The following is a 21,057-nucleotide window of genomic DNA, read 5'->3' as shown; positions in this document are numbered from 1 at the left end:
GGGCAGATTGTGGTCGCGCGTCAGGCGACGATGATGGCCATGGCTTCGCGACGGCGGACCGCGATCGTGGTGCTGTCGACCCGCACCGCGATCGGATCGCGCCCGACCAACCCCTCATGCAGGATCTCGACCCGGGCGCCCTCGACGAAGCCGAGTTCGATCAGGCGGCTCTCGAGCTCGACGTCCGAAAGCGCCGAGCCAGCCTCTTTGGCGGCAAGGTGTTGGATGACGCCGGTATAGCCGCGCTGGGCCAGACCCAGCGGCATGTGCGAACGCGTATCAGTGGTGTCGGTCATGCCCTGTATTTTCAACGCCGGGCATTGAGGTCAAGCGTGCCCGCGCGCCGAAGCTGCACCTTAGAGCGATTTTAAAGTGCAGAGGCCGGGGCGCCGTCGCGGGCGCCCCCGACGGCTACTGGGCCGGGACCTTGTCCGGCTGGGCGGCCATGGCGCGGCTCTTGAAGTAGTCCAGGACGAACAGACGGATCGCCGACGACAGATTGCCCTGCTGGCGGTTGTTGTCGATCTCGCCGACCAGCTCGGACAACGTCATGTTGCGCAGGCCGGAAATCTCTTTCATGCCGTTCCAGAACGCCTCTTCCAGGCTGACGCTGGTCTTGTGGCCGGCGACGACGATCGATCGTTTCACGACCGGCGACTTCATGGCTGCTCCTCGCGATCGATCCGGTGCTGGTCCAGATTCTCCTTGGCCTGGTCCGCCCGCTTCGCCTCGGACGACCGTTCCGCCTTCGTGCGCCCGAACTTCGCCCGGTTGGCGTCCGCCTGCTTCGCCGAGGCTTCCCGCTCGACGCGCTTCCTGAAACGATTCAGGTTGATGACGTTCCCCATGCCGCGTCTCCATCATCCGCTCCTCTTCAGGCAGGATGAAACATTCAGAAACAGGGCGCCACATTGCGCCGCAGAAGACTTGATCGCCATTCGCTCGTCCTCGTCAATCGGCCCTTGGGCCATCAAACGATGAATTTCGCCCCGTCGAGGGCAGTGGAGCTGCGTAACACGCCGCCCCGCCGCAACATTGACGGTAATCAAATCCCGCCCCCAAAACCGCATATTTTTGGGCGCCGAGCGTCCGTATCATTACGGATGGCTATCGGAATTCGGAATCATCCCGGGCTGATCATCTTCTCAGCGCGCACCAGGCGGTCGAACTCGTCGGCCGATACGAAGCCGAGCCGCAGCGCCTCCTCCTTCAGCGTGGTGCCGTTGGCGTGCGCCGTCTTGGCCACCTTGGCGGCGTTGTCGTAGCCGATCTTCGGAGCCAGCGCCGTCACCAGCATCAGCGAGCGCTGCATCAGCTCCTTGATGCGCTTCTCGTCGGCGCGGATGCCGCTGACGCAATGTTCGGTGAAGGAGCGCGCGGCATCCGCCATCAGGCGGATCGAATGCAGCATGTTGTAGGCCAGCACCGGCTTGTAGACGTTGAGCTCGAAATGACCCTGGCTGCCGGCGACCGTGATCGCGGTGTGATTGCCGAAGACCTGGCAGCACACCATGGTCATCGCCTCGCACTGGGTCGGGTTGACCTTGCCCGGCATGATCGAGGAGCCGGGCTCGTTCTCCGGCAGGATCAATTCGCCGAGGCCCGAGCGCGGGCCGGAGCCGAGCAGGCGGATGTCATTGGCGATCTTGAACAGGCCGGTCGCGACCGAATTGATGGCGCCGTGCGCCAGCACATAGGCATCGTTCGAGGCCAGCGCCTCGAATTTGTTGGCGGCGCTGGTGAAGGGGAGCTTCGTAATCCCGGCAACGTGCTTTGCGAACAGCTTGGCAAAGCGCGGCTTCGAGTTGAGACCGGTGCCGACGGCTGTGCCGCCCTGCGCTAGCGGATAGAGGTCCTTCACCGCGATCTTGAGCCGGGCGATGCCGCTTTCGACCTGCGCGGCGTAGCCGGAGAATTCCTGACCGAGCGTCAGCGGCGTCGCATCCTGGGTATGGGTGCGGCCGATCTTCACGATCTTCGAAAACTCCCTCTCCTTCTTGCGCAAAGCGCGCAGCAGCTCGCCGAGGGCAGGGACGAGATCGGCATTGATGCGGCTTGCCGCCGCGATGTGCATCGCGGTCGGGAAGGAGTCGTTCGACGACTGGCTCATGTTGACGTGATCGTTGGGATGCACCGGCTTCTTGGCGCCGAGCTCGCCGCCGAGCAGCTCGTTGGCGCGGTTGGCAATCACCTCGTTGAGGTTCATGTTGCTCTGGGTGCCCGAGCCGGTCTGCCACACGACAAGCGGAAAATGGTCGTCAAGTCTGCCTTCGATCACCTCGCGCGCAGCGCGGATGATGGCGTTGGCACGGCGCCGATCGAGCAGGCCGAGCTCGAGATTGGACTGCGCGGCGGCGAGCTTGACCATGCCGAGTGCATGCACGAGTGAGATCGGCATGCGGTCGGTGCCGATGCGGAAATTCTGGCGCGAGCGCTCGGTCTGCGCCCCCCAATAGCGGTCGGCGGCGACCTCGATGGGACCGAAGCTGTCGGTCTCGGTGCGGGTTGCGGGGCGGGCAGTCTTCGAGCGGGACGCTTTGGCCATGAGCACATCCATTCTGCCGCGCGAAACGCCGCGCGGCCTGTTCATGTGCTCTTCTATATAGACAGTTGGCCGGGCGCGATGGCTCTGCGCCCAACCTAGATCATTTCTTGCGGAAACGATCGAGCCGCACGACCTCGGCGCCGCCCTGGCTCGGCGGCGGCGACTCGTCGGCAGCTTCCGGCTTCTCCGCGGCAGGTGCCGGGACCGATACGGCCGATGGCGCGGGTGCTGCCGGCAGATTGTCCGGCGCGACCTCGGCGACGTCGGAGGTGTCGAACTGGAGGCCGAACTTCACGGACGGATCGAGGAAGCTCTTGATGGCACTGAACGGCACCACCAGCCGCTCCGGAATGCCGCCAAAGGACAGGCCGACCTCGAAACGGTCCTCGAGCACGGTCAGGTCCCAGAACTGGTGCTGGAGGATGATCGTCATCTCCTCCGGATATTGTGCGAGCAGCCGCGGCGAGAGCTTCACGCCTTCGGCCTTGGACACGAAGGTGATGAAGAAATGATGCTCGCCCGGCAGGCCATGGGCTGCGGCATCGGTCAGCACCTTCCGCAGCACGCCGCGCAACGCATCGCGGGCCAGCACATCGTATCGGATATGATCGGTCGCCATGGTGGTCCTGTTGCATCCAAGCAGCCGGACCCCTGCCGATCCGACTCGCCAAGCCGCAATAGTACCGCGCCTGACGGGCGAGCAGGAGTCCCCGCCGGGGAAGAATCAAAGAGTAAAGTGGAGGCTTCTGTTGCCAGGTGCCTCCGAACCCCGCCTAGCGGAGCTTAACCCGCTAGGACTTTAGAGTGGTCTTTCAAACTGCGTTACGCAGCCTGAGCAACCGGAGCAAAGTTGTCGTTGGCAACTATTGCAGTAGCCCGATAACGGCGGAACAATACCGGGAAAAAGTACGCCCTTTACGCCCTCGTCGATCCTATTTCGCCCCCGCCAAAGCCCAGCTTCGGGCACGCCCGATGGTGGGCTTTGGTGGAGGCGCCGGGTACCGCCCCCGGGTCCGAATGGTTTATTGCGACGACCGTTTATTTCCATAGCCGGCGAACCGGCACCCCCAATATAGGGGGCAAAGCTTTCGAAAAACAGAGGGTTGGAGGCGCGATCCCGCGGTTCCCTTTGGATAGGCTTCGGAGTGCCGGGCCTATCGCGGCTCTGGCCTTTGCCAGAGGTCGCCAGCCCGATGTGCCGAATCCTTGCGCATCTCCTGCCCGGCAGTCCCGATCGTTGCGGCCATGCGCATGATGACGCTGCTGCTCCAGCGAACGGACAATGTCAGTCTCAGCGACGTTCAATTTCCTGCGGCGGAAAGTAGCAGCGTGACGAGCCGCAAGCCGACTAGGCGCTGATCTCCACTTCGGCCCGATCTCGCTCTTCGCCGTCGCCGCTGCGCCGGCAGTGCGCGAGACCCACTGCACCGCGGTTGAGGCGAAGCACCAGAGGCCGACCAGGACACCGGTTCGACCTCGCAGGACTTGCCAGGTCCGAACGCTTATCGTGACGTTAATCGGGCCGTCCAGCAATTGCTGCACTGCGTCTGACCGCGATGGTTGCAGTGGTCGCGTCCATCTCGCGCATCAATCCCCTCTGGCTTTTGCTTGCCGCGGCGTGTTGGGTTTTGCTGGCATTGTCTGATGAAAATCGCTAGGCAGTGATCCGGGCGGGTATCCAGTTCCAGCCGATTTAGAACAACAGTGCTCGTGACTTACAGGTCGCGGAGGAGACAGGCATGGCCGACACGATGGGCCACTCAGCGACGGCCACCCGAAACACCCGGGTGGCGCTCGGTTTTTGTCTGCTGGCGATTGCGCCGCAGATTTTCGAATTGATCTGGTCGATCGGGACGATTTTCGGCTGGGGGACCGGCCGCGGTCCGGCGGCGGTCGTCACCGGTCATGCGACGGCGCTGCTGGCCGGCGCGCCGAGCGCCCTCTTCGGATCATTCGGCGGCGGCGCCAAGAAGATGTCGTCCGAGGTGCTGCTGGCGCTGATCTATTCCTATCCGCTGTTTGCGGTGGCGATCCTCACGCTGTTTATGACCATCCGCTCGGCGCAAGATTATGTCGGCGGCGTCGTGCTGATGGCCGTTGCCCTGTTTGCGCTGTGGGCATCGAGCGATTTGCAGGGCATGCGTGGCTTCTCCTTCGGTGCGGGCACTGCGCCACGTATGTTCGGCGGACTGCTGGTTGCCCTGTCTGCCGGCATCGCCTTGACCGGCCTGATCACGGCGGGACCGGCGCTTGCGCATTATTCCTGGCGCGGGCCGCTGTTCGTGGTGGCGGCGATCCTGTTCTTCGCCCTGTCGATCCGGTCCCTCGGTCTCGTTGTCACGGCCTTCTCGAGCTTCATGATCGCGGCGACGGGCTCGCACGAGACGCGCTGGCTGGAAGCGGTGATCGTCGGCGCCTGCCTGACGGTCGGCTGCGCAATCCTGTTTCCCTATGTGCTCGGGCTGCCGATGCCGATGTATCCGCGTTTCCTGATCCAGTGAGGGCGTGATGGATATCTTTGCCAATCTTGCTCACGGCTTCGCCGTCGCGTTCACCCCGATCAACCTGTTGATGTGCCTGATCGGCGCCCTGGTCGGAACGCTGGTCGGCGTTCTCCCTGGCATCGGCACCATCGCCACCGTCGCGATGCTGCTGCCGATCACTTTCGGGCTGCCGCCGGTCGGCGCGCTGATCATGCTCGCCGGCATCTATTACGGCGCGCAATATGGCGGCTCGACCACGTCGATCCTGGTCAACATACCCGGTGAGGCGACATCGGTCGTGACCGCCATCGACGGTCACCAGATGGCCAAGCAGGGCCGCGCCGGTCCGGCGCTCGCGATCGCCGCGATCGGCTCGTTCTTCGCCGGCTGCGTTGCGACCATCCTGATCGCCCTGCTCGGCGCACCGCTGACGAAACTCGCGCTGGCGTTCGGCCCGGCCGAATATTTCTCGCTGATGGTGCTCGGCCTGATCTTCGCGGTGGTGCTGGCCAAGGGCTCGGTGCTGAAGGCGATTGCGATGATCGTGTTCGGACTGCTGCTCTCAATGGTCGGTTCGGACATCGAGACCGGCGCCTCGCGCATGGCCTTTAACATTCCCGAGCTCGCCGACGGTCTCGGCTTTGCGACCGTGGCGATGGGCGTATTCGGCTTTGCCGAGATCATCCGCAACCTCGACCACGGCGCCGAGATGAACCGCGATCTGGTGCAGCAGAAGATCACCGGACTGATGCCCACCAGGAAGGACCTCGGCGATGCGACGCCGCCGATCCTGCGCGGCACCGTGCTCGGCTCGATCCTCGGCATCCTGCCCGGCGGCGGCGCGGTGATCGCGTCCTTCGCGGCCTACACGCTCGAGAAGAAGCTCTCAAAGACCCCGTCCCGGTTCGGCCGCGGCGCGATCGAGGGCGTGGCGGGGCCGGAGAGTGCCAACAATGCCGCGGCACAGACCTCGTTCATTCCGCTGCTCACCCTCGGCATCCCGCCGAACGCTGTGATGGCGCTGATGGTGGGCGCGATGACCATCCACGGCATCGTGCCCGGTCCGCAGGTGATGCAGAAGCAGCCGGATCTGGTCTGGGGCATGATCGCTTCGATGTGGATCGGCAATCTGATGCTGATCATCATCAACCTGCCGTTGGTCGGAATCTGGGTGCGGCTGTTGCGCGTGCCCTATCGGCTGATGTTCCCCTCGATCGTGATCTTCTGCGCGATCGGCATCTATTCGGTGAACAACGCGCCGGTCGACGTCATCCTCGCGGGCGTCTTCGGTCTCGTCGGGTATTGGCTGATCAAGCACGATTTCGAGCCGGCGCCGTTGCTGCTCGGCATGGTGCTAGGACCGCTGATGGAGGAGAACCTGCGCCGGGCGCTGCTGATCTCGCGTGGCGACTGGAGCGTGTTCCTGACGCGCCCGTTGTCGGCGGTGCTGCTTGCGGTCGCGGCAAGCCTGCTCGTCCTTACGGTGCTACCTGTATTGCGCGCCAAGCGCGACGAGGTGTTCACCGAGTCCGAGAACTGAGGTCGTGCGCGCCGAGTCGGCTCGGTCCTGCGTCGGCGCGCCGCATTCGGAAGTCGAATCGACTTGTGTTACGGCTTTGTGAAATGGAAATGCCGGCCTTTGGGCCGGCATTTTATTGTGTCCAAAGGGAGGATCGCCATGACGTTCATTCGCGCGCTTACAGGCGCATGTGCAGCAGCGATAGCATCGCTGGGCGCCTTCATCGCAACGGCTGAGGCGCAGACCTATCCGACGCGCAACATTACCGTGATCGTCCCGTTCGCAGCCGGCGGGCCGACTGACGTGATCTCACGCATCGTCACCGGGCACATGGCGCAAACGCTGGGGCAGAGCATCATCATCGAGAACGTGGTCGGTGCCGGCGGCACCACCGCCACGACGCGTGCCGCGCGTGCGGCCAACGATGGCTATACGCTGATCACCGGGCATATGGGCACGCATGCCGCCTCCGTGCCGCTCTATCCGAAGCTGGCCTATCACCCCGAGAAGGACTTCGAGCCGATCGCATTGCTGGCCGGCACGCCGATCTTGATCCTGGCGCGCAAGGACTTTCCGCCGAAGGATCTCAAGGAGTTCGTCACCTATGTGAAGGCGAATGCCGAGAAGGTGAATGCCGCGCATGCAGGCGTCGGTTCGGTTTCGCACGTCTCGTGCGAACTCCTCCACTCCATCCTCGACATCAAGCCCGTCGGCGTGCCGTTCAACGGCACGGGACCTGCGATGAACGCGCTGGTGGCGGGTCAGGTCGACTACATGTGCGACCAGATCGTCAACGCCGTCCCGCAGATCAATGCCGGCACCATCAAGGCCTATGCGATCGCCACGGCCGAACGAAACCCGTCGCTGCCGAACGTGCCGACCACGGCGGAAGCCGGCCTGCCGGCATTCCAGGCTCAGGCCTGGAACGCGATGTTCGCGCCCAAGGGAACCTCGCCCGCGATCGTGGCAAGCGTGAACGCCGCCGCCGTCAAGGCGCTCGACGACGAGACGGTGAAGAAGCGCCTGCTCGAGCTCGGCAGCGTCATCCCCGCGCCGAAGGACCGAACCCAGGAGGCGCTGGCGACCCTCGTCAAGAGCGAGATCGCGAAGTGGAGCCCGGTGCTCAAGCCGGCGAATTAAGCGAAGGCGATCAAGGCGCTAGGCGACGGGGCGGAACGCTGAGTTCCGCCCCTTGCCGTTTGTGCCGGGAACACTCACTTTTCCGGGTATAATCGACGGCGACAGCGAATCGCCGCTGTCGTAGCGCTGGGGGTGTTGCTAAGTTCGCCGCCTCCCCAAAGGCTCAGTCGCAACATGCACCAGTATCAGGACCTGCTCGAGCGGATTCTTTCCGACGGCGCCGAGAAGACCGACCGGACCGGCACCGGCACGCTGTCGGTGTTCGGCCATCAGATGCGCTTCAATTTGTCGGCCGGCTTCCCGATGCTGACGACCAAGCGGCTGCCGCTAAAGGCGATCGTGCATGAACTGCTCTGGTTCCTGAAGGGCGACACCAACATCAAATATCTGCGCGACAACGGCGTCACCATCTGGGACGAGTGGGCGGACGCCAATGGCGATCTCGGCCCGGTCTACGGCCATCAATGGCGCTCCTGGCCCACGGCCGACGGACGCAGCATCGACCAGATCGCCAATGTCGTCGACATGATCAAGCGCACGCCTGATTCCCGCCGCCTGATCGTTACCGCCTGGAATCCGGCCGACGTCGAGAAGATGGCGCTGCCGCCCTGCCACCTGCTGTTCCAGTTCTATGTCGCGAACGGCAAGCTGTCCTGCCAACTCTATCAGCGGTCGGCCGACGTGTTTCTCGGCGTGCCCTTCAACATCGCCTCTTACGCGCTGCTCACCATGATGGTCGCGCAGGTCACAGGCCTGAAGCCCGGCGACTTCGTGCACTCGCTCGGCGACACTCATCTCTATTCCAACCATCTGGAGCAGGCGAGGCTGCAGCTCAGCCGCGCGCCGCGCGCGCTACCGGTGATGCGGATCAATCCTGACGTGAAGGATATCTTCTCCTTCCGCTACGAAGACTTCGAGCTCGTCGGCTACGATCCGCATCCGCACATCAAGGCGGAAGTGGCGGTCTAGCGCCTATGTCGCTTACCATCCGCCGTGCACGGCCCGAGGAGGCCGGGCTCGTTCTCTCCTTCATCCGCGAGCTCGCCGAGTACGAAAAGCTGTCGCACGAGGTGGAAGCGACCGAGGCTGACATCGCCAACGCGCTGTTCGGCGAGAGGCCGCAGCTCTATTGCGCGATCGCGGAGTGGAACCGTGAGCCGGTCGGCTTCGCGGTGTGGTTTCTCAATTTCTCCACCTTCAGCGGCCGTCACGGCATCTATCTCGAAGATCTCTATGTGCGGCCGTCGCATCGGGGCAAGGGGCTCGGCAAGGCGCTGCTGGCCTATCTCGCCAGGGAATGCGTCGACAACGGCTGGTCGCGCCTGCAATGGGCGGTCCTCGACTGGAACGCACCCTCGATCGCGTTCTACAAATCGATCGGCGCGGTCATGATGGACGACTGGACGCTGTGCCGGGTCACCGGGCCTGCGCTGACCCAGCTTGCCGGGAGCTCTGCCTGATGGAGATCGTCTTCGTCGTCGCCATCGCAGAGAATGGCGTCATCGGCGCGGGCAATGCGATGCCGTGGCGATTGAAGTCCGATATGGCGCGCTTCAAGGCGCTGACGATCGGCAAGCCTGTGATCATGGGCCGCAAGACCTTCGAGACCCTGCGCCGGCCGCTGCCGGGCCGCACCAACATCGTGGTCACGCGCGATCCGGCCTATCGCGCCAATGGGGCCATCGTCACGACATCGCCAGCGGATGCGGAGGCAGTCGCGCGCGGCGACGCTCTGCGGCGTTCGGTCACTGAGATCGCGGTGATCGGCGGCGCCGAGATCTACCGGCAATGGCTCGGTCGTGCCGATCGTCTCGAGATCACCGAAGTGCACGCGCGCCCAGAAGGGGACACGCATTTTGAAATCGACAAGGCGGAATGGGACGAGGTCGAACGCATCCGCCATCCGGCCGGCCCCGACGACAGCGCCGACCTGTCCTATGTGACATATCGTCGGCGGCGCGGCCATTAACCGCTTTTGCCAATGTTTACATTGACTTTTTCGTGCCCGAGCATAGCTCGGAAGACGGTCAGGGCTGCGTTGTAAGGGACTTGCCTGTCCCCTATAAAGCCGGACCGGACAAAGCGGGCGGTGGCAATTCCACCCTGCCGAGGAGAACGTCGAATGCCGTGGAAGAATCAGGGCGGTGGCCCGTGGGGCTCGGGTCCAAAGGGACCGTGGGGCTCAGGCCCGCAACCGGTCGGGCCGAGGCCGCCGGATCTGGAAGACCTTCTGCGGCGCGGCCAGGACCGCCTCCAGCAGATCATGCCGGGCGGTTATTTCTCCGGCATCGGCATCACGCTGATCATCCTGCTGATCGTCGCATTCTGGCTGCTGTCGGGCTTCTTCCGCGTGCAGTCCGAAGAGCTCGGCGTGGTGATGCGTTTCGGCAAGCACGTCCGCACCGTGCAGCCGGGTCTGAACTATCATCTGCCTTATCCGATCGAGACCGTGCTGCTGCCGAAGGCGCTGCGCGTCAACACCACCTCGATCGGCATGACGGTGATCGAGGATCCGGCGCGGCGCGGCCGCTCCATTCGGGACGTGCCGGAAGAGAGCCTGATGCTGACCGGCGACGAGAACATCGTCGACGTTGATTTCACCGTGCTCTGGCGCATCAAGCCGGACGGTGTCGGTGATTTCCTCTTCAACATCCAGAACCCCGAGGGTACCGTGAAGGCGGTCGCCGAGAGTGCGATGCGCGAGGTGATCGGCCGGTCTCAGATCCAGCCGATCCTGACCGGAGCGCGCAACGTCACAGAGCAGAACGTGCACGAGCTGATCCAGAGGACTTTGGACAGCTATGGTGCCGGCATTCAGATCACCCAGGTGCAGATGCAGAAGGTCGATCCGCCCGCGCAGGTGATCGACGCCTTCCGCGACGTCCAGGCGGCCCGCGCCAATCAGGAGCAGCTGCAGAACGAAGCGCAGACCTATGCCAACCAGGTTGTCCCCCAGGCGCGTGGACGCGCGGCCAAGATCCAGCAGGATGCCGAAGGTTACAGGGAACAAGCTGTCGCCGAGGCCAAGGGCCAGAGTGCACGCTTCCTGAAGGTTTACGAGGAATACAAGAAGGCGCCCGACGTGACGCGTGAACGGATCTACCTGGAGACGATGGAGCGCGTGCTCGGCGGGGCTGACAAGCTCGTCTATGACGGTGGCCCCTCGGGCCAGGGCGTCGTGCCCTATCTGCCGCTTCCCGAACTGGCGCCAAAGCGGACACCTACGACTGGTCCGCAGTCGAGCGGAGGCACCCGATGAAGTCTCCGGTCACAGGTTTTGTCACGTTGCTCGCCCTCCTGTTCGTCGTGATCGTCGGCTATATGTCGTTGTTTACCGTGCAGCAGACCGAGCAGACGATCGTGCTCCAGTTCGGCAGGCCGGTCGACGTCGTCACCGCGCCCGGCCTGCACTTCAAGGCGCCCTGGAACTCGGTGATCAACATCGACAAGCGGATTCTCGATCTGGAGAACCCGTCGCAGGAGGCGATCGCCTCCGACCAGAAGCGGCTCGTGGTCGACGCCTTCGCGCGCTACCGCATCAAGGACGCACTGCGCTTCTATCAGAGCGTCGGCTCGATCCAGGCCGCCAACATCCAGCTCACCACGCTCCTAAACGCGGCGCTGCGCCGCGTGCTCGGCGAGGTCACCTTCATCAACGTGGTGCGCGACGACCGCGAGAAGCTGATGCTGCGCATTCGCGACCAGCTCGACCGCGAGGCCGATGGCTACGGCATTCAGGTCGTCGACGTCCGGATCCGCCGCGCCGACCTGCCGGAGCAGAACAGCCAGGCGGTCTACCTGCGCATGAAGACCGAGCGTGAGCGCGAGGCCGCCGAGTTCCGGGCACAGGGTGGGCAGAAGGCCCAGGAGATCAGGTCCAGGGCCGACCGCGAGGCGACCGTCATCATCGCTGAGGCCAATTCGCAGGCTGAGCAGACCCGTGGTGCGGGCGATGCCGAACGCAACCGCCTGTTTGCAGAAGCCTACGGCAAGGACGCCGACTTCTTCGCGTTCTACCGGTCGATGACGGCCTATGAGAACGGGCTGCGTTCGAACGATACCCGCTTCCTGCTCCGGCCGGAGTCGGATTTCTTCCGGTACTTCGGTAGCCCCTCCGGCAGGACGCCTACCGAGACGCAGGCGAAGCCGTAAGCCAGACAAAGGGCGGCGGATTTCGCCGCCCTTCGTCCAGACAAGAACAGCATAGCGGGAGGTTCCATTCCGATGAGGTCCATTGCGTTCGCCGACTTCCTCATCGGCCTAGGCATCCTGTTCGTCCTCGAAGGCTTGATGTTCGCGGCCAGTCCAAACTGGATGCGCAAAGCCATGAAAAGCGCCATCGCCACGCCGGACAACATCCTGCGGGCGGTCGGGATCGGCTCGGCTGTGGCCGGCCTGGTCCTGATCTGGGTTATGCGGCGCCCGATTTAGGCCTTCGGCCCAACGCCAAAGTGAAGGCGCCAGACTGGTTTTCGCCGTATTATCGGGCTCTTGAGGCTCGTTAAGCTCCGCGCTTGCGCCGCGCCCCCGTTCGAGCGCAGTCTGGCGCCGAATCCCTTTCGCCTGGAGATCACAATGACCGCTGCCACCAATGCCCCGTCCTGCTCGCGCCGCCGCGCGCGATTTGGTGTTCGACTTGGGCTGGTTGCGCTCGCCATCGGTGCTTGCGGCGCGTTTGGCGCGCCGGCTCATGCGCGTGGACCGGATGGCATCGCCGACGTCGCCGAGAAGGTGATCGACGCGGTCGTCAACATCTCGACCTCGCAGAACGTCGAAGCCAAGGGCGGGGGCAGCAACTCGATGCCGCAGCTGCCGCCCGGTTCACCCTTCGAAGAGTTCTTCGACGATTTCTTCAAGAACCGCCGAGGGCCCGGCGGCGGCAGCAAGGGCGGCGAGAACAGCGCGCCGCGCAAGACCAATTCGCTCGGAAGCGGTTTCATCATCGACACCGCGGGCGTCGTCGTCACCAACAACCACGTCATTGCCGACGCCGACGAGATCCACGTCATCCTCAACGACGGCACCAAGATCAAGGCCGAGCTGGTCGGCGTCGACAAGAAGACCGATCTCGCTGTGCTCAGGATCAAGCCGACGAAGCCGTTGGTCGCGGTCAAGTTCGGCGATAGCGACAAGCTGCGCCTCGGCGACTGGGTGGTCGCAATCGGCAATCCCTTCAGCCTGGGAGGCACGGTGACTGCCGGCATCGTCTCGGCCAAGAACCGTGACATCTCCTCCGGGCCGTACGACAGCTACATCCAGACCGACGCATCCATCAACCGCGGCAATTCCGGCGGCCCGCTGTTCAATCTCGACGGCGACGTCATCGGCGTCAACACGCTGATCATCTCGCCGTCCGGCGGCTCCATCGGCATCGGCTTTGCCGTGCCGTCGAAGACGGTGGTGGGCGTCGTCGACCAGCTCCGCCAGTTCGGCGAGCTGCGCCGCGGCTGGCTGGGCGTGCGCATCCAGAGCGTCACCGACGAGATCGCCGAAAGCCTCAACATCAAGCCCGCGCGGGGCGCGCTGGTCGCCGGTGTCGACGACAAGGGCCCGGCCAAGCCCGCCGGCATCGAGCCCGGCGACGTCGTCGTCAAGTTCGACGGCAAGGACGTCAAGGACCCGAAGGACCTGTCCCGCGTCGTCGCCGACACCGCGGTCGGCAAGGAGGTCGACGTCGTCATCATCCGCAAGGGCAAGGAAGAGATCAAGAAGGTCACGCTCGGCCGCCTGCAGGATCCCGACAAGGTGCAGGCAGCGGTGAAGACCGACGAACCGGCGCCGGAGAAGCCGGTGACGCAGAAGGCGCTCGGCCTCGATCTCGCAACGCTGAGCAAGGATCTGCGCACGCGCTACAAGATCAAGGACAGCGTCAAGGGCGTGGTCGTCACCAATGTCGACGCCAATTCGGATGCCGCCGAGAAGCGCCTGTCCGCCGGCGACGTCATCGTCGAGGTGGCGCAGGAGGCGGTGTCGAGTGGCGGCGACATCCAGAAGCGAGTCGATCAGCTCAAGAAGGACGGCAAGAAATCGGTGCTGCTGCTGGTCTCGAACGGCGAGGGCGAGCTGCGGTTCGTCGCGCTGAGCGTGCAGTAGTGGGCGCTGTTCGCGCCACATTCAACTGTCATGCCCCGCGAAGGCGGGGCATCCAGTACGCCGCGGCTTCTCGGTTCTAGCTTCGCTGTCTCTGGAATACTGGATCGCCCGCCTTCGCGGGCGATGACAGAGAGAGGGGAGGCTTTACCCCTCCACGAACTCGTCCCGCCGATACCCCTGCGCATACAGCAGCGCGGTGAGATCGCCGTGATCGATCCGCGCGGCCGCGGCGGCAGCCACCGCCGGCTTGGCGTGATAGGCCACGCCCAGACCTGCGGCCTGGATCATCGCGAGATCGTTGGCGCCGTCGCCGACCACGACCGAGTCGATGTCGTCGAGATCGAACGATTCCATCAGGTCCACCAAGGTCGCGAGCTTCGCCGCGCGGCCCAGGATCGGCTCCTTCACTTCCCCGGTGAACTTGCCGTCGCGCACGACGAGCTCGTTGGCGCGGTTCTCCTGGAAGCCGATCTTGGCGGCGACCGCGCGCGTGAACAATGTAAAGCCGCCGGAGACGAGGCAGGTATAGGCGCCGTTCGCGCGCATGGTGGCGACCAGCTCGCGGCCGCCCGGCGTCAGCGTGATGCGCTTGGCCAGGACCTCGTCGACCGCGCTGGCGGGCAGGTCCTTGAGCAGCGCGACGCGCTCGCGCAGCGCCGGCTCGAACTCGATCTCGCCGCGCATCGCACGCTCGGTGATGGCAGCGACATGCGCCTTGACCCCGACGAAATCGGCGAGCTCGTCGATGCATTCCTGGCCGATCATGGTGGAATCCATGTCGGCGAGAAAAAGCTTCTTGCGCCGGAAGCCGACAGGCTGCACGACGATGTCGATGGGCAAATCGCCGCGGAGCTCGCGGAGCCGCTGCTCGATGGCGTTGCGGTCGCCTTCGAGGTTACTGTCCGCGCCGAAGGGGATGTCGACCGCAACCCCGTCGAACAGCCAGTGCGCGGGCGCCGCCTGCGGCAGCACGGCGCGGGCGCCATCGACGATGGTCGAGTCGAGCGCGGGATTGTCAGGGTTGCAGATCAGCGTGGCGACGAGGGACATTTGAGGTTTTCGTGAGCGAGGGGTATTCCAGCAAGGCCGTGCTTATCGCAGGCCCGACCGCCAGCGGCAAGTCGGCGCTGGCGCTGGAGCTTGCGCGTGCCGCCGGCGGCGTCGTCATCAATGCCGATTCCATGCAGGTCTATCGTGACCTCCGCATCATCACGGCGCGGCCGACCGCGGCGGACGAGGCGCTCGTGCCGCATCGTCTCTATGGCCACGTCGATGCCGCCGTGAATTTCTCGGCCGGTGCCTGGGTAAGCGATGCGGCGAAGGCGCTCGACGAGGCGAGTGCGCAGCGACAGCTACCGATCTTCATTGGCGGCACCGGGCTCTATTTCAAGGCGCTGACCACAGGCCTCTCCGCGGTGCCGCCGATCCCCGCCGAGCTGCGCGAGGATGTGCGCGCGCGGCTGGAACGGAACGGCGTCGAAGCGCTGCACGCGGAACTCGCAGGCCGCGATCCGCGCGCGGCCGAGCGATTGAACCTGCGCGACCGCACCCGCATCGCGCGCGCGCTCGAGGTGATCGAGGCAACCGGCCGTTCGCTGCTCGATTGGCAGCGGGAGGGACAGCCACCGCTGCTGCCCAAGGACAGATTTCGCGCGGTCTTCCTCGCGCCCGAACGTGACGAGCTCTATGCCCGCATCGATGCCCGTTTCGATGCCATGCTGGGCGCCGGCGCGCTCGAGGAGGTCGAGCGGCTCGCCGCCAGGCATCTTGATCCGCTGCTGCCGGCCATGAAGGCCCACGGCGTGCCATCCTTGATCCGGCACCTGCGCGGCGAGCTCAGCCTGGAGGAGGCCGCCAACATTGGCCGCGCCGATACCCGCCATTACGCCAAGCGGCAATTCACTTGGTTCCGGCACCAGCTGCCGGACTTCGAATGGGTGAGGCCGGAGCAAGCGAGCGGATGGCTCGCCGCGGCCGTGCCGGCGGAACGGCGCACCGACTGACGCGCTTTTGTGCCGGGTTCCCAAATTTACCTCTCGCCGAACCCGGGGAACACCGCTACACTGCCGAAATCGCGCGGGAACGGCCGCATTGCCTTGACATCCAAGGTTTGGCCGCTATGTTTCGCGCAACCTTTGGGAAGCCGAGCGCCGCCATGCGTAACATTATTACCAAACTCCTTATCGCCGTCGTACCCAGGCACACCGCCGGGGGTGGCTAGCTGCCATCCACATGACAGGCGGTGTGCATGGGCCCTCTTCGGGGCCTTTTTTATTTCCCGAACCCGACACGAACGAAGCCGCTGACAACAGCGCATCCGGAGCAAGCCAATGAGCGACAAGAGCCACGATCCGAACCAGATGACGGGCGCCGCGATGATCGTCCGCGCACTCATCGATCACGGCGTGACCGACATTTTCGGCTATCCCGGCGGCGCGGTGCTTCCGATCTATGACGAGATCTTCCAGCAGAGCGAGGTCCAGCACATCCTCGTCCGCCACGAACAGGGCGCGGGCCATGCCGCCGAGGGCTATGCGCGTTCCACCGGCAAGCCGGGCGTTGCGCTGGTGACCTCCGGCCCCGGCGCCACCAACATGGTGACGCCGCTGACGGATGCCCTGATGGACTCGATCCCGCTGGTCTGCATCTCCGGCCAGGTGCCGACGCATCTGATCGGCAACGACGCGTTCCAGGAATGCGACACTGTCGGTATCACGCGTCCCTGCACCAAGCACAATTGGCTGGTGCGCGACGTCAACGATCTCGCCAAGGTGCTGCATGAGGCCTTCTACGTCGCCACCTCGGGCCGTCCGGGCCCGGTGCTGGTCGACGTTCCCAAGGACGTGCAGTTCGCCACCGGCACCTACCATCCCCCGCGCAAGTCCGACGTGCACCGCTCTTACGCGCCGCGCGTGAAGGGCGATGCGACGCAGATCCGCAAGGCGGTATCGCTGCTCGCGAACGCCAAGCGTCCCGTGATCTACAGCGGCGGCGGCGTCATCAATTCCGGCTCCGAGGCGACCCACCTGTTGCGCGAGCTGGTTGAGGTCACCGGCTTCCCGATCACCTCGACGCTGATGGGCCTCGGCGCCTATCCGGCGTCGGGCAAGAACTGGCTCGGCATGCTCGGCATGCACGGAACCTATGAGGCCAACATGACCATGCATGATTGCGACGTCATGCTGTGCGTCGGCGCGCGCTTCGACGACCGCATCACCGGCCGCGTCGATGCGTTTTCACCCGGCTCGAAGAAGATCCACATCGACATCGATCCGTCCTCGATCAACAAGAACATCCGCGTCGACGTGCCGATCATCGGCGATTGCGGCAACGTCCTCGGCGACATCCTCCAGGTGTTCAAGGCGGAGGCGAAGAAGCCCGACATCAAGTCGTGGTGGCAGCAGATTGCGCAATGGCGCGCCCGCAACTCGCTCTATTACAAGAAGAGCAGCGACGTCATCCTGCCGCAACACGCGATCCAGGCCTTGTTCGAGCAGACGCGCGGCAAGGATACCTACATCACGACCGAGGTCGGCCAGCATCAGATGTGGGCGGCGCAGTTCTACGGCTTCGAGGAGCCGCATCGCTGGATGACCTCGGGCGGTCTCGGCACCATGGGCTACGGCCTGCCGGCCGCGGTCGGCGTTCAGGTGGCCCATCCCGACAGCCTCGTCATCGACATTGCCGGCGATGCCTCGGTGCAGATGACGATGCAGGAGATGTCGACGGCGGTTCAGTACGAGCTGCCGATCAAGATCTTCATCCTGAACAACCAGTACATGGGCATGGTGCGCCAGTGGCAGCAGCTGTTGCACGGCAACCGGTTGTCGCATTCCTATTCCGAAGCGCTGCCGGATTTCGTCAAGCTCGCGGAGGCCTACGGCGCCGTCGGGCTTCAGGTGCACAAGCCGGCCGATCTCGATGGCGCCATCAAGGAGATGATCTCGGTCAAGCGCCCGGTGCTGTTCGACTGCCGCGTCGCGGCGCTCGAAAACTGCTTCCCGATGATCCCCTCCGGCAAGGCCCACAACGAGATGCTGCTGCCGGAGCAGGCCAACGACGAGGCGACTGCGAAGGCATTCGCCGGCGGCAAGGCGTTGGTGTGACGCCATGTTCGACCTGAACGAACTCGAGCGCGCACATGCGATCGTGGGGCAGGCGGTGCCGGCGACGCCGGCGCATGCTTGGCCGTTGCTCAGCCGCCGGCTGGGCACCGCGGTCGTGGTCAAGCACGAGAACCACACGCCGACCGGCGCCTTCAAGGTGCGTGGCGGCCTGGTCTATCTCGATCGGCTGAAGCGAGAGCGGCCGAACGTGCCGGGCATCATCTCGGCCACCCGCGGCAATCATGGCCAGAGTCTTGCTTTCGCGGCGCGGCGTCACGGCGTGCCCGCCGTGATCTATGTGCCAAAAGGCAATTCGGTTGAGAAGAACCATGCCATGCGCGCGTTCGGCGCCGATCTGGTCGAGCACGGCGACGATTTCCAGCTGGCGCGCGAAGAAGCCGGGCGCCGCGCGCAGTTCGAAGGCCTGCATATGGTGCCGTCGTTCCACCCTGACCTCGTGCTGGGGGTGGCGACCTACGCACTGGAACTGTTCCGCGCGGTGCCCGATCTCGACGTGCTCTACGTTCCGATCGGGCAGGGCTCCGGTATCAGCGCCTGCATCCTGGTGCGCGACTTGCTGGGCCTGAAGACGGAGATCATCGGTGTGCAATCGACCGAGGCGCCGTCATATGCGCTTTCGTTCGCGGCCGGCAAGGTCGTAACGACCGAGACCAGTGACACGCTGGCCGATGGCGTGGCGACACGCTTTCCGGACGCGGAAGCTGTTGCGCTTGTTTGCAAGGGCGCCTCGCGCATCGTCCAGGTTACGGACGATGAGATCGCGCTCGCGATCCGCGCCTATTGGACCGACACGCACAATCTCGCCGAAGGCGCCGGTGCTGCCGCGCTGGCGGCGGCGCTGCAGGAAAAGAGCAAGCTGAAGGGCAAGCGCGTCGGTCTCGTGCTGTCCGGCGGCAATATCGATTTCGATCTGTTCCGCCGTTGGGTCGGGACGGATGCGCCGGCGACGGCGTGACGGAGAGACAGAGGGGACGACAATGAACCAGCCCGCATCCGCCTATTTCATCGAGGACCGTCACGATCCCAACGAGACGCATACGCTTGCGGTGCTCGTGCAGAACGAGCCGGGCGTGCTCGCGCGCGTCATCGGCCTGTTCTCGGGGCGCGGCTACAACATCGAGAGCCTCACGGTCTCGGAGACCGAGGCCCAGAAGCATCTGTCGCGGATCACCATCGTCACCACGGGCACGCCGATGGTGATCGCGCAGATCAAGAACCAGCTCGACCGCATGATCCCGGTGTACCAGGTCGTCGACATGACCCAGACCAAGCGCTCGATCGAGCGCGAGTTGGCGATGGTCAAGGTGCGCGGGCAGGGCGAGCATCGGGTCGAGGCGCTCAGGCTGGCGGATGCGTTCCGCGCCCGTGTGATCGACGCCACCACCGAGAGCTTTGTGTTCGAGATCACAGGCAATACGGACAAGATCAATCAATATATCGATCTGATGCGCCCGCTCGGCCTCGTCGAGGTGTCGCGCACGGGTGTTGCCGCGATAGGTCGCGGGCCTGAAGGGATGTGAGCCATGTTGGCGCGCGACTGGTACTACAACGAGCGGAACCGGATGGGGATCGAGCCCGCTGTGGCCTCGATCTACGACAACCATGACGATGCCGATCTGCGCGCGCGCGCCGCGCTGAAGATGCTCGGGGTCCAGCGCGGCTGGCGCATCGCCGATATCGGCTGCGGCAACGGCGTGCTCGCCACCGAAGCGGCGTTGATGGGGGCCGACGTCGACGCCATCGACATTTCCCCGGCCATGCTGGCGCTCGCCGAGATCTACGCCCGCGACCGCAAGGCGCCTGTGCGCACCCAATCCGCCGGCCTGCTCAGCTTCGCCTACCGGCCCGAGTCTTACGATCTCATCGTCAGCGAGTTCACGCTGCACCATCTGCCGGATTTCTGGAAGGCGGTGGCAATGTCGCGGATTTTTCGCGCGCTCAAGCCCGGGGCGACATTTTATCTCCGCGACATCGTTTACTCATCGATGCCCGACGCGATCGAGCGTGACGTCGAGCAATGGGCCGACTTCCAGATCAAGAACCACGATTTCTCCCGCGAGGGCGTGGTGACTCACATGCGCGATGAATATTCCACCTTCGGCTGGGTGATGGAGCGGATGCTGACCGACGTCGGCTTCACCCTGGTCGCGGCCGACTACCACGCGCCGATGCACGGCACGTATCTGCTGCGGAAACCGAAAGCCGGCGAGCAAGGCTAGACCAGAACAACAAACAGGGCTGCGAGACAAAGCAGAACCGGAAACAACAATGAAGCCGGCCGACATCCTCATCGCCGTCATGGTGGCGATCATCTGGGGGCTTGCCTTCGTGGCGAGCCGGATCGCGCTCGACGAGCTGTCGCCGGAGTTGATGACGGCGTTACGCTTCACCATCGCCGCGGTGCCGTGCCTGTTCATTTCCAAGCCGAAGGTCGCCTGGTCACTGCTGATCGCGATCAGCTTCACGCTGTTCCTCGGCCAGTTCCTGTCTCAGGCCTATGGTATCGCCCACGGCGTGCCGGTGGGTTTGACCTCCGTCGTGGTGCAGAGCCAGGCGCTGTTCACGATCGGCTTTGCCGCGCTCGCGTTCGGTGAGCGGCCGACGCCGGTGCAGACTCTGGGGATCGTCGTTGCCGCGGCGGGCCTTTTGATGATCTGCGGCACCGTCGGCTATGATTTCAGCGTCGGCGCCTTCGCGGTTCTGATGGTCTCGCCGCTCAGCTTCGCCATCGGCAATCTGTTGCTGCGCGGCGCCCGCGGCGTGCCGATGTTCGATCTCTTCGCCTGGCTCTGTCTCGCCTCGGCCGTGCCGCTGTTCGTGCTGGCGCTGATCGCCAACGGTCCGGCGCCGACCTGGACGTCGCTGACGCACATGTCGCTCACATCGGCGCTCTGCATGCTGATGCTCGGCGGCATTTCCACCAGCATCGCCTATTGGCTATGGGGCCGCCTCTTGCGCGACTATCCGGCTGCACAAGTGGTGCCGTTCGCACTGCTGGTGCCGTTCGTGGGCTCGGCGGCCTCCAGCATCGTGTTCGGCGAACGGTTCGGGCCGCTGCGCCTCGCCGGCATGCTGACCGTGATCTTTGGGATCGCCGTGATGGTGCTGGCGAAGCGCCCGCAAGTTCTACCGAAGACTGCGTGAGGGTGA

Annotated in this window: 22 protein-coding genes and 1 other RNA gene; 16 read left to right on the top strand and 7 right to left on the bottom strand. The window is 64.6% G+C overall.

What is annotated here, in order from left to right; all coding sequences use genetic code 11:
- Nucleotides 1-20: 20 nt before the first annotated feature.
- The 6 genes from I6F12_RS29005 to ssrA form a co-directional block, all read right to left on the bottom strand.
- The gene (locus tag I6F12_RS29005) at nucleotides 21-296 is read right to left on the bottom strand and encodes a FeoA family protein (protein WP_036006563.1); all 276 of its coding nucleotides are present in this window, start codon (nucleotides 294-296) and stop codon (nucleotides 21-23) included.
- 115 nt (nucleotides 297-411) lie between these two features.
- On the bottom strand, nucleotides 412-663 hold the full coding sequence (locus I6F12_RS29000; protein ID WP_025038043.1) for a ribbon-helix-helix domain-containing protein: 252 nt from the start codon (nucleotides 661-663) through the stop codon (nucleotides 412-414).
- On the bottom strand, nucleotides 660-848 hold the full coding sequence (locus I6F12_RS28995; protein ID WP_036006566.1) for a DUF4169 family protein: 189 nt from the start codon (nucleotides 846-848) through the stop codon (nucleotides 660-662). Before I6F12_RS28995 ends, I6F12_RS29000 begins: the two co-directional genes overlap by 4 nt.
- A 275-nt stretch (nucleotides 849-1,123) precedes the next feature.
- A complete protein-coding gene (gene fumC, locus I6F12_RS28990; RefSeq protein ID WP_057026499.1) occupies nucleotides 1,124-2,557 on the bottom strand; it encodes a class II fumarate hydratase in 1,434 nt (477 codons plus the stop codon).
- 88 nt (nucleotides 2,558-2,645) lie between these two features.
- Nucleotides 2,646-3,164 (bottom strand): ClpXP protease specificity-enhancing factor SspB, encoded by a 519-nt coding sequence (locus I6F12_RS28985; protein WP_036006568.1) that lies wholly within the window; start codon nucleotides 3,162-3,164, stop codon nucleotides 2,646-2,648.
- A gap of 116 nt (nucleotides 3,165-3,280) precedes the next feature.
- Nucleotides 3,281-3,647, bottom strand: a transfer-messenger RNA (tmRNA) gene (gene ssrA / locus I6F12_RS28980).
- Nucleotides 3,648-4,284: 637 nt separating this feature from the next.
- Here ssrA and I6F12_RS28975 point away from each other — a divergent pair.
- The 10 genes from I6F12_RS28975 to I6F12_RS28930 all read left to right on the top strand — a co-directional run bounded on the left by I6F12_RS28975 (nucleotide 4,285) and on the right by I6F12_RS28930 (nucleotide 13,780).
- The gene (locus tag I6F12_RS28975; protein ID WP_036024976.1) at nucleotides 4,285-5,046 is read left to right on the top strand and encodes a tripartite tricarboxylate transporter TctB family protein; all 762 of its coding nucleotides are present in this window, start codon (nucleotides 4,285-4,287) and stop codon (nucleotides 5,044-5,046) included.
- A 7-nt stretch (nucleotides 5,047-5,053) separates the two neighbouring features.
- Entirely contained in the window at nucleotides 5,054-6,568 is a 1,515-nt protein-coding gene (locus tag I6F12_RS28970; protein WP_036006571.1) for a tripartite tricarboxylate transporter permease, read from the top strand.
- Between the two features lie 138 nt (nucleotides 6,569-6,706).
- Nucleotides 6,707-7,687, top strand: a complete 981-nt coding sequence (locus I6F12_RS28965) for a tripartite tricarboxylate transporter substrate binding protein BugD (protein ID WP_036006574.1) — start codon at nucleotides 6,707-6,709, stop codon at nucleotides 7,685-7,687.
- Nucleotides 7,688-7,861: 174 nt separating this feature from the next.
- Nucleotides 7,862-8,656, top strand: a complete 795-nt coding sequence (locus I6F12_RS28960; protein ID WP_225157775.1) for a thymidylate synthase — start codon at nucleotides 7,862-7,864, stop codon at nucleotides 8,654-8,656.
- A gap of 5 nt (nucleotides 8,657-8,661) precedes the next feature.
- Nucleotides 8,662-9,147 (top strand): GNAT family N-acetyltransferase, encoded by a 486-nt coding sequence (locus tag I6F12_RS28955; RefSeq protein WP_225157774.1) that lies wholly within the window; start codon nucleotides 8,662-8,664, stop codon nucleotides 9,145-9,147.
- Nucleotides 9,147-9,656: a dihydrofolate reductase gene (locus I6F12_RS28950; RefSeq protein WP_109144932.1), complete on the top strand. Its 510-nt coding sequence runs from the start codon at nucleotides 9,147-9,149 to the stop codon at nucleotides 9,654-9,656. Before I6F12_RS28955 ends, I6F12_RS28950 begins: the two co-directional genes overlap by 1 nt.
- A 153-nt stretch (nucleotides 9,657-9,809) precedes the next feature.
- Entirely contained in the window at nucleotides 9,810-10,946 is a 1,137-nt protein-coding gene (gene hflK, locus I6F12_RS28945; RefSeq protein WP_036024980.1) for an FtsH protease activity modulator HflK, read from the top strand.
- On the top strand, nucleotides 10,943-11,839 hold the full coding sequence (locus tag I6F12_RS28940; protein WP_036024983.1) for a protease modulator HflC: 897 nt from the start codon (nucleotides 10,943-10,945) through the stop codon (nucleotides 11,837-11,839). The genes hflK and I6F12_RS28940 overlap by 4 nt, the downstream gene beginning before the upstream one ends.
- Nucleotides 11,840-11,911: 72 nt before the next feature.
- A complete protein-coding gene (locus I6F12_RS28935) occupies nucleotides 11,912-12,118 on the top strand; it encodes a DUF2065 domain-containing protein (protein WP_025038031.1) in 207 nt (68 codons plus the stop codon).
- Nucleotides 12,119-12,262: 144 nt separating this feature from the next.
- Nucleotides 12,263-13,780, top strand: coding sequence for a Do family serine endopeptidase (locus I6F12_RS28930; RefSeq protein WP_225157773.1), 1,518 nt, complete (start codon nucleotides 12,263-12,265; stop codon nucleotides 13,778-13,780).
- 144 nt (nucleotides 13,781-13,924) lie between these two features.
- On the opposite strand, the gene serB is transcribed toward I6F12_RS28930, so the two are convergent.
- Complete coding sequence (gene serB / locus I6F12_RS28925; RefSeq protein ID WP_225114697.1) at nucleotides 13,925-14,830, bottom strand: phosphoserine phosphatase SerB; 906 nt, start codon at nucleotides 14,828-14,830, stop codon at nucleotides 13,925-13,927.
- An 11-nt stretch (nucleotides 14,831-14,841) separates the two neighbouring features.
- Here serB and miaA point away from each other — a divergent pair, with 11 nt between their 5' ends.
- From miaA to I6F12_RS28895, 6 genes are all read left to right on the top strand, one after another.
- Nucleotides 14,842-15,783, top strand: a complete 942-nt coding sequence (miaA, locus tag I6F12_RS28920) for a tRNA (adenosine(37)-N6)-dimethylallyltransferase MiaA (RefSeq protein ID WP_225157772.1) — start codon at nucleotides 14,842-14,844, stop codon at nucleotides 15,781-15,783.
- 327 nt (nucleotides 15,784-16,110) lie between these two features.
- Complete coding sequence (locus tag I6F12_RS28915) at nucleotides 16,111-17,886, top strand: acetolactate synthase 3 large subunit (protein ID WP_036025002.1); 1,776 nt, start codon at nucleotides 16,111-16,113, stop codon at nucleotides 17,884-17,886.
- A 4-nt stretch (nucleotides 17,887-17,890) separates the two neighbouring features.
- On the top strand, nucleotides 17,891-18,862 hold the full coding sequence (locus I6F12_RS28910; RefSeq protein ID WP_036006612.1) for a threonine dehydratase: 972 nt from the start codon (nucleotides 17,891-17,893) through the stop codon (nucleotides 18,860-18,862).
- A 22-nt stretch (nucleotides 18,863-18,884) separates the two neighbouring features.
- On the top strand, nucleotides 18,885-19,427 hold the full coding sequence (gene ilvN, locus I6F12_RS28905) for an acetolactate synthase small subunit (RefSeq protein WP_018640841.1): 543 nt from the start codon (nucleotides 18,885-18,887) through the stop codon (nucleotides 19,425-19,427).
- Between the two features lie 3 nt (nucleotides 19,428-19,430).
- The gene (locus tag I6F12_RS28900; RefSeq protein WP_036006616.1) at nucleotides 19,431-20,126 is read left to right on the top strand and encodes a class I SAM-dependent methyltransferase; all 696 of its coding nucleotides are present in this window, start codon (nucleotides 19,431-19,433) and stop codon (nucleotides 20,124-20,126) included.
- Nucleotides 20,127-20,175: 49 nt separating this feature from the next.
- Nucleotides 20,176-21,051, top strand: coding sequence for an EamA family transporter (locus tag I6F12_RS28895; protein ID WP_225137977.1), 876 nt, complete (start codon nucleotides 20,176-20,178; stop codon nucleotides 21,049-21,051).
- Nucleotides 21,052-21,057: the final 6 nt, after the last annotated feature.

Source organism: Bradyrhizobium sp. IC4059 (assembly GCF_020193615.1).
GTDB classification, from domain to species: Bacteria; Pseudomonadota; Alphaproteobacteria; order Rhizobiales; family Xanthobacteraceae; genus Bradyrhizobium; species Bradyrhizobium yuanmingense.
Note: the sequence above shows the minus strand (reverse complement) of the source record. Positions and strands in the feature narration are given on the sequence as shown.

What these genes read in the sequence shown, in the direction of transcription:
- I6F12_RS28960 (WP_225157775.1), top strand. Translation starts at nt 7,862, where the DNA reads ATGCACCAGTATCAGGACCTGCTCGAGCGGATTCTTTCCGACGGCGCC.
- serB (WP_225114697.1), bottom strand. Translation starts at nt 14,830, where the DNA reads ATGTCCCTCGTCGCCACGCTGATCTGCAACCCTGACAATCCCGCGCTC.
- I6F12_RS28900 (WP_036006616.1), top strand. Translation starts at nt 19,431, where the DNA reads ATGTTGGCGCGCGACTGGTACTACAACGAGCGGAACCGGATGGGGATC.
- I6F12_RS28935 (WP_025038031.1), top strand. Translation starts at nt 11,912, where the DNA reads ATGAGGTCCATTGCGTTCGCCGACTTCCTCATCGGCCTAGGCATCCTG.
- I6F12_RS28995 (WP_036006566.1), bottom strand. Translation starts at nt 848, where the DNA reads ATGGGGAACGTCATCAACCTGAATCGTTTCAGGAAGCGCGTCGAGCGG.
- hflK (WP_036024980.1), top strand. Translation starts at nt 9,810, where the DNA reads ATGCCGTGGAAGAATCAGGGCGGTGGCCCGTGGGGCTCGGGTCCAAAG.
- I6F12_RS28985 (WP_036006568.1), bottom strand. Translation starts at nt 3,164, where the DNA reads ATGGCGACCGATCATATCCGATACGATGTGCTGGCCCGCGATGCGTTG.
- I6F12_RS28975 (WP_036024976.1), top strand. Translation starts at nt 4,285, where the DNA reads ATGGCCGACACGATGGGCCACTCAGCGACGGCCACCCGAAACACCCGG.
- I6F12_RS28915 (WP_036025002.1), top strand. Translation starts at nt 16,111, where the DNA reads ATGAGCGACAAGAGCCACGATCCGAACCAGATGACGGGCGCCGCGATG.
- I6F12_RS28895 (WP_225137977.1), top strand. Translation starts at nt 20,176, where the DNA reads ATGAAGCCGGCCGACATCCTCATCGCCGTCATGGTGGCGATCATCTGG.
- I6F12_RS28910 (WP_036006612.1), top strand. Translation starts at nt 17,891, where the DNA reads ATGTTCGACCTGAACGAACTCGAGCGCGCACATGCGATCGTGGGGCAG.
- fumC (WP_057026499.1), bottom strand. Translation starts at nt 2,557, where the DNA reads ATGGATGTGCTCATGGCCAAAGCGTCCCGCTCGAAGACTGCCCGCCCC.
- I6F12_RS28950 (WP_109144932.1), top strand. Translation starts at nt 9,147, where the DNA reads ATGGAGATCGTCTTCGTCGTCGCCATCGCAGAGAATGGCGTCATCGGC.
- I6F12_RS29000 (WP_025038043.1), bottom strand. Translation starts at nt 663, where the DNA reads ATGAAGTCGCCGGTCGTGAAACGATCGATCGTCGTCGCCGGCCACAAG.
- I6F12_RS28970 (WP_036006571.1), top strand. Translation starts at nt 5,054, where the DNA reads ATGGATATCTTTGCCAATCTTGCTCACGGCTTCGCCGTCGCGTTCACC.
- I6F12_RS28940 (WP_036024983.1), top strand. Translation starts at nt 10,943, where the DNA reads ATGAAGTCTCCGGTCACAGGTTTTGTCACGTTGCTCGCCCTCCTGTTC.
- I6F12_RS28965 (WP_036006574.1), top strand. Translation starts at nt 6,707, where the DNA reads ATGACGTTCATTCGCGCGCTTACAGGCGCATGTGCAGCAGCGATAGCA.
- I6F12_RS28955 (WP_225157774.1), top strand. Translation starts at nt 8,662, where the DNA reads ATGTCGCTTACCATCCGCCGTGCACGGCCCGAGGAGGCCGGGCTCGTT.
- I6F12_RS29005 (WP_036006563.1), bottom strand. Translation starts at nt 296, where the DNA reads ATGACCGACACCACTGATACGCGTTCGCACATGCCGCTGGGTCTGGCC.
- I6F12_RS28930 (WP_225157773.1), top strand. Translation starts at nt 12,263, where the DNA reads ATGACCGCTGCCACCAATGCCCCGTCCTGCTCGCGCCGCCGCGCGCGA.
- ilvN (WP_018640841.1), top strand. Translation starts at nt 18,885, where the DNA reads ATGAACCAGCCCGCATCCGCCTATTTCATCGAGGACCGTCACGATCCC.